General features: G+C 59.5%; 15 protein-coding genes. 4 read left to right on the top strand and 11 right to left on the bottom strand.

Features of this window, described 5'->3' with window-relative positions; genetic code table 11:
- Nucleotides 1–3: 3 nt before the first annotated feature.
- From F1381_RS15450 to F1381_RS15430, 5 genes are all read right to left on the bottom strand, one after another.
- Nucleotides 4–915, bottom strand: a complete 912-nt coding sequence (locus tag F1381_RS15450; RefSeq protein ID WP_151735738.1) for an ABC transporter ATP-binding protein — start codon at nucleotides 913–915, stop codon at nucleotides 4–6.
- A 13-nt stretch (nucleotides 916–928) separates the two neighbouring features.
- On the bottom strand, nucleotides 929–1,324 hold the full coding sequence (locus F1381_RS15445) for a GntR family transcriptional regulator (RefSeq protein ID WP_151735737.1): 396 nt from the start codon (nucleotides 1,322–1,324) through the stop codon (nucleotides 929–931).
- An 18-nt stretch (nucleotides 1,325–1,342) separates the two neighbouring features.
- On the bottom strand, nucleotides 1,343–2,071 hold the full coding sequence (locus tag F1381_RS15440) for a hypothetical protein (RefSeq protein ID WP_151735736.1): 729 nt from the start codon (nucleotides 2,069–2,071) through the stop codon (nucleotides 1,343–1,345).
- Between the two features lie 257 nt (nucleotides 2,072–2,328).
- The gene (locus tag F1381_RS15435; RefSeq protein WP_151735735.1) at nucleotides 2,329–2,793 is read right to left on the bottom strand and encodes a DUF420 domain-containing protein; all 465 of its coding nucleotides are present in this window, start codon (nucleotides 2,791–2,793) and stop codon (nucleotides 2,329–2,331) included.
- 426 nt (nucleotides 2,794–3,219) lie between these two features.
- Complete coding sequence (locus tag F1381_RS15430) at nucleotides 3,220–3,408, bottom strand: hypothetical protein (RefSeq protein ID WP_038585388.1); 189 nt, start codon at nucleotides 3,406–3,408, stop codon at nucleotides 3,220–3,222.
- Nucleotides 3,409–3,845: 437 nt separating this feature from the next.
- Here F1381_RS15430 and F1381_RS15425 point away from each other — a divergent pair, with 437 nt between their 5' ends.
- The 3 genes from F1381_RS15425 (at nucleotide 3,846) to F1381_RS15415 (ending at nucleotide 6,357) form a co-directional block, all read left to right on the top strand.
- Nucleotides 3,846–4,865: a serine hydrolase domain-containing protein gene (locus tag F1381_RS15425; protein ID WP_151735734.1), complete on the top strand. Its 1,020-nt coding sequence runs from the start codon at nucleotides 3,846–3,848 to the stop codon at nucleotides 4,863–4,865.
- Nucleotides 4,866–4,959: 94 nt separating this feature from the next.
- Nucleotides 4,960–5,298 (top strand): DUF4870 domain-containing protein, encoded by a 339-nt coding sequence (locus tag F1381_RS15420; protein ID WP_151735733.1) that lies wholly within the window; start codon nucleotides 4,960–4,962, stop codon nucleotides 5,296–5,298.
- 111 nt (nucleotides 5,299–5,409) lie between these two features.
- The gene (locus tag F1381_RS15415; RefSeq protein WP_151735732.1) at nucleotides 5,410–6,357 is read left to right on the top strand and encodes a diacylglycerol/lipid kinase family protein; all 948 of its coding nucleotides are present in this window, start codon (nucleotides 5,410–5,412) and stop codon (nucleotides 6,355–6,357) included.
- 493 nt (nucleotides 6,358–6,850) lie between these two features.
- On the opposite strand, the gene F1381_RS15410 is transcribed toward F1381_RS15415, so the two are convergent.
- The 4 genes from F1381_RS15410 to F1381_RS15395 are packed head-to-tail and all read right to left on the bottom strand — an operon-like array spanning nucleotide 6,851 to nucleotide 9,505.
- The gene (locus tag F1381_RS15410; RefSeq protein ID WP_151735731.1) at nucleotides 6,851–7,429 is read right to left on the bottom strand and encodes a xanthine phosphoribosyltransferase; all 579 of its coding nucleotides are present in this window, start codon (nucleotides 7,427–7,429) and stop codon (nucleotides 6,851–6,853) included.
- Between the two features lie 37 nt (nucleotides 7,430–7,466).
- A complete protein-coding gene (locus F1381_RS15405) occupies nucleotides 7,467–7,769 on the bottom strand; it encodes a hypothetical protein (RefSeq protein WP_151735730.1) in 303 nt (100 codons plus the stop codon).
- Between the two features lie 39 nt (nucleotides 7,770–7,808).
- The gene (locus F1381_RS15400) at nucleotides 7,809–8,690 is read right to left on the bottom strand and encodes a TrmB family transcriptional regulator (RefSeq protein ID WP_151735729.1); all 882 of its coding nucleotides are present in this window, start codon (nucleotides 8,688–8,690) and stop codon (nucleotides 7,809–7,811) included.
- 35 nt (nucleotides 8,691–8,725) lie between these two features.
- Nucleotides 8,726–9,505, bottom strand: a complete 780-nt coding sequence (locus tag F1381_RS15395) for a zinc ribbon domain-containing protein (RefSeq protein ID WP_151735728.1) — start codon at nucleotides 9,503–9,505, stop codon at nucleotides 8,726–8,728.
- A 275-nt stretch (nucleotides 9,506–9,780) separates the two neighbouring features.
- Here F1381_RS15395 and F1381_RS15390 point away from each other — a divergent pair, with 275 nt between their 5' ends.
- Complete coding sequence (locus F1381_RS15390) at nucleotides 9,781–10,635, top strand: GTP pyrophosphokinase (RefSeq protein ID WP_425495279.1); 855 nt, start codon at nucleotides 9,781–9,783, stop codon at nucleotides 10,633–10,635.
- A 381-nt stretch (nucleotides 10,636–11,016) separates the two neighbouring features.
- On the opposite strand, the gene F1381_RS15385 is transcribed toward F1381_RS15390, so the two are convergent.
- The gene (locus tag F1381_RS15385) at nucleotides 11,017–11,769 is read right to left on the bottom strand and encodes a hypothetical protein (RefSeq protein ID WP_151735726.1); all 753 of its coding nucleotides are present in this window, start codon (nucleotides 11,767–11,769) and stop codon (nucleotides 11,017–11,019) included.
- Between the two features lie 33 nt (nucleotides 11,770–11,802).
- Nucleotides 11,803–14,892, bottom strand: coding sequence for a DEAD/DEAH box helicase (locus F1381_RS15380; protein WP_151735725.1), 3,090 nt, complete (start codon nucleotides 14,890–14,892; stop codon nucleotides 11,803–11,805).
- Nucleotides 14,893–14,977: the final 85 nt, after the last annotated feature.

The raw sequence follows: 14,977 nt of genomic DNA, 5'->3' as shown, positions 1-14,977 counted from the left end.
AAGTCAATCCTTATCCGGATGGTACCCTTCCATCCACAAGCTTAAGATTTCCTCCAGCTCCAGGCTGCGGCTCTTGATTACCTTTACGCCCATATCCTGGAGGCGTTTCTCATTGCGGTGAAAATGCCGGGCAAGGAAGCTGCCCACTCCCGGAGCCTCAAGCTTGGCCTGGAGTGTTCCCGGCAGTTCGGCCGTTAGCTCCAGCAGCTCCTCCTCACTCCCTGCATTCACCCATACCTCATTCCAGGCTCCGAACAGACTGTCCTTCTCGGTCATTCCCAGCAGCCGTCCCCGGTGCATCAGCACGATGTAATCGGCGAGGCGCCGGACCTCCTCGACGATATGCGTAGAGATCAGCACCGTTGCGCCGGTATCGTCCATGTACTGCCGCAGCGTATCGAGCATTGTTCTCCAGGCAAACGGATCAAGCCCGGATGACGGCTCATCAAGAAGCAGCAGCTGCGGACGGGCCGCCAGCGCGGAGGCAATCTCGAATTTCCGCCGTTCGCCCTTGGACATCTTGCTTAGCCGCGCCTTCCGCGGGATTTCAAACCGGTTCATCAGCTCCTCGAAGAACGGCTGATCCCAGCCCGGATACCAGTGCCGGCGGAAAGCGGCCGCTTCCGGCGGTGTCCAGAAATTCTCTTCCGCCATGGAGGTCTCCGGTACATAAGCGATATTCTGCCGGAGCGTAAGCGGCAGACCGTCCGGATGTGCCTCTTCAAACCAGCGGATCTCCCCCTCCTCCGGATAAGTCAGCTGTATCAGCATGTTCATCAGCGTGCTTTTGCCTGACCCGTTCTGGCCAACCAATGCGGTGACATAGCCTTGCGGGATCTGTAAATTCAGCGGACCGATCACCTTATTCGGCCGTTTCTTGCTTACATTCCGCAGCTCGATTGCCTGCTGTGCCATCGGTTCTCCCTCCTCACTTTGCTTCGCCGTACTTGTCCTTCACGATCTTTCGGAATATTTCGTTAAGCTCCTCTTCACCGCACTGGACCGACAAGGCGGTATCTACGGCATTCTCTAGAGCCTTCTCTACCGCAACCCGCTTATATTCCTCCATGGCACCCTCGCCCACATGGGAGACAAAGGTGCCGGTGCCCTGCTTCGTCCGCAGCAGCCCCTGTACCTCCAAATCCTGATAAACCCGCCGCACCGTAATTACGCTGCATTTCAGGTCCCCGGCAAATTCCCGGATGGAGGGCAGCAGCGTCCCTTCGGCGATAGTCCCGCTTATAATCAGCGACTTCAGCTGGGTCTCGATTTGGTGATACAGCGGTTCTGCGCTATTCTCATTAATCTGTATGGGTATCCACATACGATGCACCCCGCCCTCTCATACGAGATCGCGGCTCTTCAGCCGGTGAATCGTCCATTTGGAGAATAGCTGTACCGATACCGTGCCAGCCAGAAGCGTCCCCCACATCAGCGGAGAGGCAAGCCCCCAGTTCTGCGAGCATTCCACTGTAAAATTCATTACATTGCCGCCGGCCAGCCAGATCAGCGCCGCAACACCGCTGGAAGCGATCATCAGCACCAGAGTAATAATGAAGTACATTTTGCCGCTGACCGAAAATTCGACCAGGATGTAGATTCCCGCCATTACCAGCCCATAACCGACCCAGGTGAGGGCAAAGGCTGCGAACGCCGCCAGCTTCAGTTCACCCCGCAGGTGCGGGCCAAGCGCATACATGAAGCCGAAGAACAGCGTGCCGTTCAGAACGAAAGCAAAAATGGCATCGATCTTCCGCTTGCACAGCAGAACTGCAGCCGGGATCGGCAGCCCCCGCATATAGGCGAGCGTCCGTGTATAGGTATCATCGCTTAAATACTTCACTCTCCGTTTGGAAAAGGTAAAGCCCAGCAACGGGACCATAACCAGCAGCATAAAATCGCCCATCACCTTCCCGCTGCCGTCGGCGATGACATCGTCAATAATCATACTGGATAAGGCGCCGATATAGAGCATAAACAATGTCGTGAAGACCAGCATAAAAAGCACATTCCATTTGCCTACCCTTTGGTCTCCGCGGAACAGGAACCAGGCATGTTTTAACGTCGTCACGTTCATAACCTCACTTTATTTCAATCATGAGCAGTAAGCCGCAGCATATGAAACTATGAGGTGTTTATATCTCTGTGCTTACTGTGTATATCTTTATACACAGTATATGACCTGATATTTCCAATGTCAATATCTTCTTCAGAAATAAATGTAAATACACAGAATCAGCCGCATAGAAAAAGCCTGTGTTCAACCCTTTGAAGGTCATTGAACACAGGCTTGTGGTACAAAATTATACGAAGAAAGCTTCCCTGCTGTTAGCCGCCCAGAATGACTTGCCAGACCGGCTTGGTATGTCCGCCCGGATAGAAGAGATACAGCAGCACATAAACTGCTACCCCGGTAATTGCAGTAACGAACCAGATCATGGCGGTCACCCGCCCCCATTTCCGGTGCTTAGCATACTTCTCCTTAAAGCCCAGCACCAGCGTGGTGATGCCGAATACAGCGGCCACAGTGGCGAGTACGATATGAAAAATCAGAAAGACGTGATACAGCGCCGACAGATGCTCCGGGCCCCCCCAGGAGGTATTGCCCACAAATACGGTCCGGGACATATACACAATAAAAAACAAAATGGCAGCCACTGCAGCAGCGATCATTGTCTTCTTGTGCGCCTCGCGCTTGCCCTTAATAATCTGCCTCCAGCCAATCGCCACCAGCACGGCACTGATGACGATGAACGATGTGCTGATGGTCGGAAATATTGTAAAGATATCCATGCTTCTCCCCCTCGGCGCTCGCCAGTCCTATGCAGACATTGCGCGGCGGCAAATCGATCGCTTGCCAGTTCGAACACAGCCTCACCCGGAGGGTTCTGCTGTCCGCACGTTTTGTCTGTGCTTTATTTCACATCAATAATACCACAAAGAACGGTAAAAAGGCGAAGATTGCTTAGCGTCCTTAATTCATACGTTAAACATATGAACAATCAATTAGTTCGATTATCGCCAACGGTTCCTTAGAACTTCGTAAATGAAGCAACACCTGATGCAGTTATTCGGCCAAGAGCGATTCTGGAAACTTAACGACAAAAAAACCGTTACCCATATGACGGCGGACCCGTCAGGCACGGTTTATGAGAATCCTCATGGATAATATCTTATTCAAGTTTCAGAGTCTGATACAGCGGCGCTGTTCTCTGTCCTTCAGGAGACGGAAGAGTTGATTCTTCCCAGCTCATGCTCCACGACCATGGTCAGCTCTTCTTCATAGCCTCCCGTGATCCGATACTTCCGGACGTACTCCTTTACAAATTTCTTGGGATCTTTGGGCCGGAAAATACGTGTCATTTCCCGTAGACTTTCCTTGACTTCGTTGTGACCTTTACTTGCCATGATCAGTTCCCTCCCAAAACATTGGTAATGAATGCTCCGTTGTAGAGAATGCATGATGAAAAGTCCGCCGTACCTCGAAATGCAAGTAAGACCGTTTCACAACCTTGGCTTGCATTATCCGCAGAATGAAATCTTCCTGACGGTGAAGCAGGTTCGTCGTGATTTGGGCTGAGAGTAAGACACCCTGGAATTCAAACGGCATCTTGACACTGTACTTACCCGAAGAGCCGCTGGCTGAATCACCCCTTTCGGGCCTTATCGTTATATTGTATCATATTCGGCACCAACTTCCACCTTTCCATGTAAATTCTGTTGGCAATTTTTTTTAAAATTATTCTTTGCCGCCGCGGGAAAAATCCCTGTCTCTGGTTAAAATACCAGTATCGCCGCACAAGCTGCCACAGGTGTGCGCAGACTGCAAACGGAAGGGGATTACCATGAGCCAACAGCTCTCATTACTTCATTCTCCCCGTCAAAAGGTGCCTTACCTCGCCACCGCACTCCCCGGGGATACCGGTACCTGCGGACAAAGTCTGGAGGAAGCCCACCGGGCTGTCCTCAAATCTTATCCCAAGATGCATAGTATGCTTGTTGTCCGCCACGGGAAACTGATATATGAACGCTATTACGGCGGATTCCAGGCCGGGATGCTCAATGATCTGCGTTCTGCAACCAAGAGCTTCACCGCTCTGCTTGCGGGCATCGCCATGGAACGCGGGGATATGCCGGGAGTGGAGACGCCGCTTACCGAGGCGTTTGCCGGGGAGCTGCCGCGCTCCGCCTCGCCGCTGCTCGGCAGACTTACGCTGCACCACCTGCTGAGCATGACCTCGGGCTTCCGCTGGATTACCGGCAAGCGGCTCGGCGAGCCGCTGGTCCGCAATCTGCAGCGAAGCCGCCGCTTCACCGCCTATATTCTTAACCTGCCTATCGATGAGCCCCGGATCGGCGAGTTCCAGTACTGCAGCTGCGATTCCCATCTGCTGTCGGCCATCCTGAGCCGTTATACCGGCATGGATGCTTTCAGTTACGCCAAAGAGCATTTATTCGGCCCGCTGGACATCGGCCACGCTGCCTGGGTTCCCAGCCCCGAAGGCCACAGCATGGGCCATATCGGATTGTATTTAACCTCGCGGGACCTGGCCAAGGTCGGCCTGTGCCTGCTGGGCGGTGGTGTATACGGGGATCGGAGGGTAATCTGCCCGGAGTGGCTGGAAGAGATGTTCACGGCCCATACCGGCGGTTACCCGGCATACGGACATTATGGTTATCAGTGCTGGAACGGCGTCATATCGGGCCAGCCCTACCGTCTGGCCCACGGCCATGGCGGCCAGCAGCTGTGGCTCCTGCCGGGCCTTGAGGCGGCTGTGATTGTCACTGCCGAGAGCGCCGTGAGCCGCTATAAGAACCCGCGCGGGCTGCTGGAGCAGCACATTATCCCCGCTATGACCCCTTAACGGACCAGGCCGTTATTTGGCCAAGAACGCCGGGCCGTCCCCCACATACTTCAGGCGGACAAATCATAGGCTCATACAAAGGAGTGTGAGCCTATTGTCCCCTTTCAGATCATCCACCGGATTGCCGGATCATATTGCCGCAGGCCTCTGCTATTTCTTCCCGTTTCTCGGAGGCATCATCTTCCTGGCGCTGGAAAAACGCAGCCGCTTCGTGCTGTTCCACGCGCTGCAGTCGCTGATTGCCTTCGGTACGCTGATGGCCGCGCATATGCTGAGCGGCTTCATCCCGCTGATCGGCCCTCTGGTCGCCGTTCTTCTGTCGCTGTGTACACTGGCCGTCTGGCTGCTTATGCTCTACCATGCCCTGGGCGGAAAATGGTATAAGCTTCCGTGGGCCGGTGAGCTGGCGGAAAGACAGCTGCGGCAGCTGTAAAGCTGGGTCTTTCGCTGCAAACCATCTTTAATTTTACGATTCCCTTTTGCCTGTCCGCTCCGTACAATGGGAACTAAGACTTACAGGAATCTGCAGGCTGGAGGAACATTCATGTACTTGTTGATTATAAATCCCCGCGCCGGCGGCGGAGCCGGCGAGCGGACCCGGCAGGCCGTGGAGGCAACGCTCCGCGCGCGCAGTATCGACTACGAGACGCTGTTCACACACAGTGCGGACAGTGCGGAAGGCCAGGTGCTGCTGGCGCTGGCGCGCCGCGACGACTGGCAGGCCGCCCTCGTCATCGGCGGCGACGGCACGCTCCACAGCGTGCTGGGCGCGCTGCGCAAGCGGAGCGTACCGCTCGGCGTGATCCCTGCCGGCTCCGGCAACGACACCGCGCGCGGCTTCGGCATTCCGCTGGACACCGCAGCCGCACTGGAGGCCGCGCTGCAGGACCGCTGCCTTGAAGCGGACCTGCTGTCAGGCCCGGGCGGGCTGACGCTCACTGCGGTCGCCAGCGGCTTCGACGCCCAGGTCGCCGTCAACGTCAACAACGGAGCCTACAAGCGGCTCTGCAACGCCATCGGCGCCGGACGGCTGGCGTACATCATCGGCATCCTGCATACGCTGCTGACCTTTAAGCCCTGCCGCGTCTTAGTGACCTGCGACGGCAAGGAGCACGTCTTCGACCAGGCCTGGCTGGTCTCGGTCTGCAACCTGCCCAGCTACGGCGGCGGGCTCCTGATCTGCCCGCAGGCGGAGGCCGGCGACGGCCGGCTCGACGTCTGCGTCGTGCACGGGTGCAGCCGCATGCAAGTGCTGCGGCTGTTCCCGACGCTGCTGAAGGGCAGCCACGTGAAGCTGCCCTTCGTGACCATGCTGCGCGGACACAGCGCAGCGGTCCGCTTCAGCGAGCCGCGCCATGCCATCGGCGACGGCGAGGCCCTTGGCACCGCAGCCTTTGCGGTGCGGTGCGAGCCTGGCGCGCTGCGCGTGCGCTCGCCGCGGGCCGCGGAGCGGCCTCTGGGCGCGGCAGGCACCTGCAGCGCCAGCGGGTAGCGGCGGGGCGCAGCCGCCGCACGGCCGGAGCGGGCGGCACAGGAGGCCGCCCGGCGGATTGCCCAGCGCGCGCCGCAAGCCGCTGTGGCGGTCCGTTTGCGCTCGCCTCTGCTGCACCGCTGCCGGTTGGCGCACGCTGCACAGCCCTGGCGTTCCGCCTGTGCACGTCACACAAGGCAACGATCTCCGCGCCAGCAAAGAATAAAGAGCAGGCCCCCACTGAAGCGGGAGCCTGCTCTTTATGTATGCACCGGCTGTTGTTTCTGCAGGCGAACAGCATCGCCGTTCGCCCCACACCCGGCTTTTAGCGCAGGCATCTGCCTCTAAACGGACTCAGGGGCCGTTATTATGCATTGCCAGGCTACTTAAGCTGCGTTAACGGACACAGCGCACTTATTCGGCCGTGTTAGCGCCAAGATGTTGCCCTATAGCCCGGCGAAATGTGCCCCATACTCTCTGCTTCCGCCGCGCGTCCAGCCTTCACCCCTGTGCGCTAGCTCTCCTCCACAAACGAGACCGTCCCGTTCTCCAGCGCCGCGATGCGCACCAGCGATTCTACGCGGTAACCGGCTTCCTTCAGCCGGGATGCGCCGGGCTGAAAAGATTTTTCAATGACAATGCCGATCCCCGCCACGCTTGCGCCTGCCTGCTCCACAATGCGGGCCAGGCCGAAGGCCGCCTCGCCGTTTGCGAGGAAGTCGTCGACGATCAGCACCCGTTCGCCGGGAGCGATGAATTTCTTGGAGACGGTGATATCGCTGCTGACCTGCTTGGTGAACGAGTACACCTTCTCCACGTAAATATCCTCCGTCAGGGTGAGCGATTTCTGCTTGCGGGCAAAAATCAACGGGATCTCAAGCTCCAGCGCCGTCATGATGCCGGGGGCGATGCCCGAGGATTCAATGGTCAGCACCTTGGTGACCGGCTCGCCGGCGAAGCGGCGGGTAAATTCCCGGCCGACCTCACGCATCAGAAACGGGTCCATCTGGTGGTTCAGAAATGAATCGACCTTGAGCACGCCTTGACCGAGGACGATTCCCTCGCGCAATACCTTCTGTTTCAGCAGTTCCATCCCGTGCTCCCCCTCCACTTACGAATAACTCTCCGCTTTACAAGCCGCTTGGTTTCTGCGGCAGCAGATTGGCGACGATCGACTTCAGCTCCTGTTCCTCTTTGCTGCCGGCATTCCCGCTGTTAAAGCCGGTAATGCGGATTTCCGTGAACTTGTCCGGCTTTACCGGCTTGAAGATCAGCTTCTCCCGGTCCTCTAACCGGACCTCGAAATTCATATCCTTGAACATGCCGACGAGCTCCTGCTCCCCCGGAACCTCTCCCTTATCCAAAAACAGCAGACCCCGCAGCGACTTGGTCCCTTCCTGATGCACTACATCAAAATGAACGATACACTCCACGCTTGTCACCTCCCCAGCTTAATCTACTCCCGGCAGTAACTAGATCCCGGGCTGTTCCTCCACGGCCTCCATTGCGCCGTCTGCTTCCGGTTCCTCTTCGTCCGTCTGTCTGCCCCTGCGATTCTCTGCAACCTTGTCCTGCATCACATATTTGCCCAGAATCCGGCCGTAGCGTTCCCCGTACCGCTGTTTCAGCTCTGTTCCCATATCTTCCTCCAGCTCGAAAAGCACCATCTCTTGGCTAAAATGGTTGAGCAGCAGCTCCACCAGCACCTCATGCTCTGTGACCACCGCCTGCGCCGAGCCGTCATCGCTGCGCATGCCGAGCATGCACCAGCTGCGGTCGATGACGAAGGAGAATTTGCGCCCGCCGCCGGGACGGGTTCTGCCGCCGAGCGGCGGCCAGGCCGGATACGGGGCCGGGGCGGCGTTGTCACCGCTGAAAGCCCACAGGAGTCTTACGCCCCGCAGCTCAGCCTGCTCCAGCTCGCTGCGCAGCAGCGAGGCTTCCTCGCGCCAGACATCGACGACAATCTCCTCTTTGGCAAGGTTAAGCTGGCGGACCAGCTCCCCCAGTATATTGCGCTCGCCCTCCAGATTGTAAAAGGAAGGGCTAAGCGGACCGCCGCGCGGCATCTCGCTCTCCACAAACTCAAGCGAGGCCTGAACCCGGCCGGAGATCATCGTGGCCAGCTCCTCGGGAGCCAGTGCACTGTAGCGCGCCGGCTCTCCCTCGCTGCATCTTACATATCCCTGCTGGGTAAGCCGCTGAAGCGCGGCATACACATTGGATCTGGAGATGCCGAGCTGCTTCGCCACTTCATAGCCCGAGGACTGTCCTTTGGCGGCCAGCTCGACCATGATCTTTGCTTCCAGCTCCGTAAACCCCAAATTGCGCATATGCTGCAGCAGTTGTTCCATCTATGTTGTCCTCCCGGTCTGTCTGTACAATGCCGCTATATCTGTTCGGAACCGCAGCGCGGGCACCACATGGAGCCCTTCGGCAGATCATTGCGGCAAATTTGGCACTTCACGGTATCCCGCAAGCTTTCTCCCTGAATAGCCGGCGCCTCCTCTTCAGGCTCCCCGGCTCTCCAGTCGCGGATGCGCCGGTCCAGCTCCAGCTGTCTTTCCCGCTCGCGCTCCAGCTCATCGGCTTCACGGCGGCTTCGCGGCGGCTCCTGTGAATCCTCACGGTAAGATTCGGGCGGCAGCTCCTTCTCGGCAGGCTGAACTTCCGTATATACGGCCGCGCGCGGATCCATCCGCAGAGCCAGCTCTCTTTCCTCCTCCGTCAGCTCCTCGGCCCCATAGAACTCGTCTTCCTCCTCGGGCTCAAATACAGGCTGGGCTGAATAGGCTGCCGCCTCTTTCTTGGGTGCTGCCTCTTCCAGCTTCCGTCCGCACTTCGGACAGAAATTGGCGTCCAGGGAGGCGACATGGCCGCATTTGCAGAGCCGCTCATTTTTCAGCTCGGCAATCTTGAAGCGCAGTTCGTCAATTTCCTCCTGCAGCTTCAGACAGCTGCGCGACAGCTCCACCATCTGGCCTTCGGCTAAGGTCAGGTCCCGGGAGCGGTAGCCTTCATAGAACAGCTTGCCCATTTTCAGAAAGTGCATATCCATCTCATGTTCAATGTCGGAAATCTGGCTGCTGAGCTTGCCGACCTCCACCGAGCTTTGCGCTTTTTCACTCACCCGGCTGGCACCGTCTTTAATGCGTTGCAAAAAATTCATCGTAGTAGTTCCTCCTTCTCCAGAGTGAGAACGGCTTCACGCCGAATATTCGTCAAGTTATTCTTACCTCTACATGAATACTGCGAAAACGTGCTTCTATCATACCAAATGTCTCGGGCAGAATCATTATCTGCGGACAGAAACGGCAAAAAGGAGCCTCCACACCGTTCACACCGCCGGCAGGGGCCTGATTTTGCGTCCATACCGGAACATAAGTTAAAATAACTATACATGGAAGTTCAATGAGTCACAAATACGATAGCGGGAGAGTCTCAGTGGAAGAATATGATAGTACGCAAGCTGCGCTGAACCAGCTGCAGGTCCACGTCAAGGATTTGCAAAAGTGGCAAGTGGATGAGGGTTTCGCCAGACAGATGGAGAATTTCAAAGCGTTGCCGGCGCTTTACCGCCACGCGCTGAATGAGCTTGAGAATAAAATTGACGTCATTAAGACGCAGTGGCAAATACGCGACGGGTTCAGCCCGATTGAGCATGTGAAGACACGGATCAAAGAGCCCAAGAGCATTCTGCAGAAGCTGGAGCGCAAGGGACATGAGCTTACCCTGGACAATATGGAGCAGCACATCCACGATATCGCCGGCATGCGGATTGTCTGCGCGTTCGTCAAAGATATTTACCGCCTTGTCGACCATCTCTGCGGACGCGAGGATCTGCGTGTACTGGAGATCAAGGATTACATCACCAATCCGAAGCCGAACGGCTACCAGAGCCTGCACATCATTGCGGCCATTCCGCTGGTGCTGTTGGAGGGAACGCGCTGGGTGAAGGTGGAGATTCAGCTGCGGACGCTCGCCATGGATTTCTGGGCCAGCATGGAGCATATCCTCTATTATAAATTCGACAAACGGCTGCCCCCGCATGTAGCGGAGGAGCTGAAGGAGGCGGCACGGGCCGCCGACGAGCTGGATCAGCGGATGCTCCGCCTGCGCCGCGAAATCCTTGAGCTGACGGAGCGCGGGGAGTACGCGGAGCCGCAGCGCGCGGAGTACGCGGAGCCGCAGCGTGGGGAGTACGCGGAGCCGCAGCGCGCGGAGTACGCGGAGCCGCAGCGCGCGGAGTACGCGGAGCCGCAGCGCGGAGAGTACCCGGAGCCGCAGCGCGGAGAGTAAAGTTGATGCTTGGCCAGCCTTTCGCGCGTTAGTTCGATTTCCGCCATCTAATTCTGCGTTTTCAGGCGATTTCAGAGAATTAGTTCGATATTCGCCATCTAATACGGATGAATCCTTGCCGCCGTCTGTAAACATGCTGAATTAGTATGCAATTTTCCAACTAACCTTATTTTCCGGCAGCATGAGCAGAAATTAAGCGGCGGAAATCCAACTAACCGGTTATCAGCAACGGGCCACTGTTTATCAAGAAAGGCGGTGCGGGACAGCAGAAACTGTCCCGCACCGCGTTTCTTGATTGGCTGCACTTTCTCGTGCAGCCCCGATCTTGCCGGGCGCCAGACGCCTGGCGCAGCCGCAGCAGACGAGCCCCGCCGCCCTGGGCTAGCCCCGGCTGCCCGGCCGCTCCGCCGGCTGCGCGCCGGGGGCGGCTTCCGCTGCCCGCCGCTGCGCGGCCTCGGCGGTGCGGCGCATAATCAGCGCCAGCCCCTCGCCGGACCGGGGCGTGCGCGGCAGCAGCGCGCCCCAATCCTCCGCCGGCACCGCCACCTCCGGTGACGCCGGGAACGGCCGCGCGGCCAGCGCATGGAACTGCGCACCCGGCTGATGCAGCGAGCCCTCCGCCGCCGCTTCCGCCAGCCACTCGCCGGTGGGCACGGCGGAGCCTTTGCGCTCCAGGCGCAGCAGCTCCTGGGCCAGGGCGCCTCCCGGAGCCGCCCTGTCTGCCCCGGCGGCCTCATCCTGCGCCTCCTCCGCCCACAGCGCAAAGACCCCGTTCTGCAGCTCTTCCTTATCCATGCCGCGCAGCCCGAACAGACGCAGCGGCTCTTCCTCCAAGGCTTCGCTGAGCAGCGTAAGCGGCTGCTGCAGCTCAGCCTCTGCACTCTGCGGATTATGTGCCTGCAGCTCTTCGGCAGTCGGCAGGAGCGGCACCCCGTCCAGCTCCGCGCCCGGTCCGCCGTTCAGCAGGACATACAGCTGCCAAGGATGGTCCGCAAGCCGCCGGAGCACACTCTCCCGCTGTCCGGCGTTCCAGCGCGGAACCTGCAGGGTCAGTGCAGCCTCTCCGGAAGCTCCCCCGGTGATCCGCAGCTCACCCGGCAGAAGCTGGGGCTGCTGCTTCGACGTTTGGTTCATCGTGTCCATTCCTCCCTGTCTATCCTCCGCCGCTTACATCCAATCCTGGCCCTGGAGGGTGATCAGCTCCTCCAGCTCCTGGTTGGACATTTCGGTCAGCCAATTCTCGCCGGAGCCGACCACCTGCTCCGACAGGTTCTTTTTACGCTCGATCAGCTCGTCGATCCGCTCCTCCAGCGTCCCCTGGCAGATCAGCTTGTGGACCTGCACATTCTTATGCTGGCCGATGCGGAAGGCCCGGTCTGTCGCCTGGTTCTCCACCGCCGGATTCCACCAGCGGTCATAATGAATGACATGATTGGCCCGTGTCAGGTTGAGGCCGACGCCCCCGGCTTTCAGCGAGAGGACGAAGAAGGCCGGACCCTCCCCTTCCTGGAAGACGCGCACCATTTCATCGCGCTCGCGCTTGGCCACGCCTCCGTGCAGGAACAGCGGCGCCGTTCCGTAACGCTTGGCCAGCCGGGAGACCAGCAGCTCGCCCATCGCCACATATTGGGTAAAGATCAGCGCAGCCTCCCCCGACTCTGCGATGCTGTCCAGCACCTCAAACAGCATATCGAGCTTGCCGGACTGCTCGGCACGTCCGCCTTTCCCCTCGTCTCTGCGCAGCAGCTGCGGATGGTCGCAGATTTGCTTAAGCTGGGTCAGGGACGCCAGCACCAGTCCGCGCCGGGCAAAGCCCGAGCGCTCACCGATCACTCCGAGCATTTCATTGACTACACCCTGATACAGGGCAGCCTGTGTCTCCGTAAGCGCACAATAGGCTTTCAGCTCCAGCTTCTCCGGCAAGTCCTTGGAGATGTCCGGATCGCTCTTCAGCCGCCGCAGCAGAAACGGCGATACCAGCCGGTGCAGCTCCCGCAGCCGCTCTCCGCCTTCGCCGTTTGTGTAACGCTGCCGGAATGAGTGGTAGCTGCCCAAATAACCGGGATTGAGAAAATGAAAGATCGACCACAGCTCGCCGAGCCGGTTCTCCACCGGTGTACCGGTCATGGCGATACGGTGCGGCGCCGAAAGCTTCATCACGCTCTGCGCCTGCTTGGTGCGGTGATTCTTGATATACTGCGCTTCATCCAGCACCACGGTAGACCAGCGGACTCCGGCCAGATCCTCGCTGTCTCTGCCGGCCAGATGGTACGTGGTCAGCACGATTTCATGGCCCGCCGCCAGCATTTTGAAGTCTTCGCCGCGAGCCCGCCTGCCTCCGTGGTGAATATGCACGCTGAGCGAAGGCGCGAACCGCTGCAGCTCCCGCTGCCAGTTGCCAAGCAGCGAGGTCGGGCAGAGGATCAGCACCGGGTCCCGCCTTTCGGCAGCCGGGGCGGTCAAGGCGCGGTCGAGCAGGCAGGCAATCACCTGCACCGTCTTGCCAAGGCCCATATCATCGGCCAGGCACACGCCGAAGCCAAGCCCGCTGAGCGCGGCCAGCCACTGGAAGCCCCGCTCCTGATAGGGCCTGAGCGTCCCCTGCAGCCGGTCCGGCACCGGCCGAAGCGGCAGGCTGCGCAGCACATCGCCGCGCATCAGCGACGAGAGCAGCCCGGCCGTCTCCATTCCCGTCACGGACAACCCCTTGAAGAGCCTCTCTTCCTCATCCTCGGCGGCCAGGCGCAGCCAGTCGGCTGCCGCCATCTCCCCGCTCTCATTCCGCTTCATATACCGTAGCACCTGGCGGAGCTCCTTCGGGTCCACCTCGATCCACTCGCCGCGGAAGCGGACGTACGGCACACCTGCTTCCACCAGCGCCTGCAGCTCCGCTTCGCTGACGGAGGTATCGCCAAGCGAGGCCTCGATGCGGAAGGAGACCAGCATCTCCAGGCCCAGTGCCGCTTCCTCGCGGCTCTCCTGACCGCCGGCGGGAAGCTGCATCTTCAGCTTCATCCCCGCCCGGCGGCGTCCTTCCCGGCTCCAGCGCGACGGCATCTGCACCGTGATGCCCCGTTCACGCAGCGGCTGCACGCTCTCCTTCAGGAACGCGTAAAGCTGCTCCTGCGTAAGCTCCGCTCCCGTCGGTGCGGGAACGCACAAGGCCTCGCGGATCTCCGGGGAGACGGCTGCAGCCTGCCCCAGCCAGTCTAGCAGCTGGCGCTGAATATGGCGGTACCGCTTGCCCCACAGTGTAAATTCCCGTTCCGGACTGCTCCAGACCGCCGCAGCCGGCAGCCAGAATTCACCTTCCTCGCGGTTCTCCGCCCAGAAGGTAATCCGCCACGCCGCATGGGCTCCCTCCGGCGGCTCCAGCCGCAGCCCGAGGCCCAGCCGGCCGCCGGCCTCTTCCTGCCCTTCGGCATAAGGCACCTCATGCCCTGCCGTAAGCTGCACGGCTTCCAGCAGCTCTGCGGCTTCGGCCGGGGTACCCTGGACCGGGACATCGCGGCTGCCGGTCAGCAGGCTGTTCCACCACAGCTCGCCGAGAGGCGACGAACCCCGGCGGTAGTTCGCTTTGTAAGGCTCCAGTTCCCGTTCTATACCCGCAATGACCCGTTTGATCTCCACACTCATGACCGCCTGCAAGAAGGAATGCAACACATACGCCCCCGCATTCGTACGGCTGGACATTTCGCCTTCCTCGGCAATATGCGCACCCAGTGCGATTACCGGCATAGCGGAGGCCAGCCCCAGGAAATGTTCCCGGGTGGCCTCCGTGCGGAAAGCCGGCCGCCACACTGCGGCTGCGGCCTGCTCGCCGCCGCGCCGGCGCGGGCTTCCGGTGCGCATCGGCTGCGCACCCGGCACCATGCCGCCGGTTGCGAGCAGCTCCAGGGCGAACCGGGCTGCGGCCGCCCAATAGCGCAGTTCGCCCCCGGGCTCAAGGCCTTTGACGCGGCAAACCTGCTCCTCCCAGGCCAGCAGCAGCTCAAAGGCCTCCCTCGGTCCGAGCGCCAGGCCCTCCAGCGTGCGGCCGGGCAGGCCGCGCCGCCCCGTTCTCCCTTCCGCCGGGACGGAAATTGGATATTTCACTTCCGCCAGCCGCAGTGCGGCGCCAGCAAACGGGCGCAGCCCCCCGCGGAACTCCAGCCGTTTAACCACGCGCGTCCACGCGTCGACCTTCGGCTCCGAAGTTTCTCCGGAAAAGCAAAATAAAACGTCCCCAAGCCAAATGGCATACAGATGCATAATCATCGGTGATCTCCTAAAGCGGATATTTTAGTTCATCCCTTCATCTTATACGAAAAAGCCTCAATTTAAAAACATTTCACATAATTTT

It is taken from the genome of Paenibacillus tengchongensis, assembly GCF_008973665.1.
GTDB classification, from domain to species: Bacteria; Bacillota; Bacilli; order Paenibacillales; family Paenibacillaceae; genus Paenibacillus_AQ; species Paenibacillus_AQ tengchongensis.
Note: the sequence above shows the minus strand (reverse complement) of the source record. Positions and strands in the feature narration are given on the sequence as shown.

Coding starts and splice junctions, on each gene's coding strand:
- F1381_RS15450 (WP_151735738.1), bottom strand. CDS start 915: ATGGCACAGCAGGCAATCGAGCTGCGGAATGTAAGCAAGAAACGGCCG.
- F1381_RS15445 (WP_151735737.1), bottom strand. CDS start 1,324: ATGTGGATACCCATACAGATTAATGAGAATAGCGCAGAACCGCTGTAT.
- F1381_RS15435 (WP_151735735.1), bottom strand. CDS start 2,793: ATGGATATCTTTACAATATTTCCGACCATCAGCACATCGTTCATCGTC.
- F1381_RS15430 (WP_038585388.1), bottom strand. CDS start 3,408: ATGGCAAGTAAAGGTCACAACGAAGTCAAGGAAAGTCTACGGGAAATG.
- F1381_RS15425 (WP_151735734.1), top strand. CDS start 3,846: ATGAGCCAACAGCTCTCATTACTTCATTCTCCCCGTCAAAAGGTGCCT.
- F1381_RS15415 (WP_151735732.1), top strand. CDS start 5,410: ATGTACTTGTTGATTATAAATCCCCGCGCCGGCGGCGGAGCCGGCGAG.
- F1381_RS15410 (WP_151735731.1), bottom strand. CDS start 7,429: ATGGAACTGCTGAAACAGAAGGTATTGCGCGAGGGAATCGTCCTCGGT.
- F1381_RS15400 (WP_151735729.1), bottom strand. CDS start 8,690: ATGGAACAACTGCTGCAGCATATGCGCAATTTGGGGTTTACGGAGCTG.
- F1381_RS15395 (WP_151735728.1), bottom strand. CDS start 9,505: ATGAATTTTTTGCAACGCATTAAAGACGGTGCCAGCCGGGTGAGTGAA.
- F1381_RS15385 (WP_151735726.1), bottom strand. CDS start 11,769: ATGAACCAAACGTCGAAGCAGCAGCCCCAGCTTCTGCCGGGTGAGCTG.
- F1381_RS15380 (WP_151735725.1), bottom strand. CDS start 14,892: ATGATTATGCATCTGTATGCCATTTGGCTTGGGGACGTTTTATTTTGC.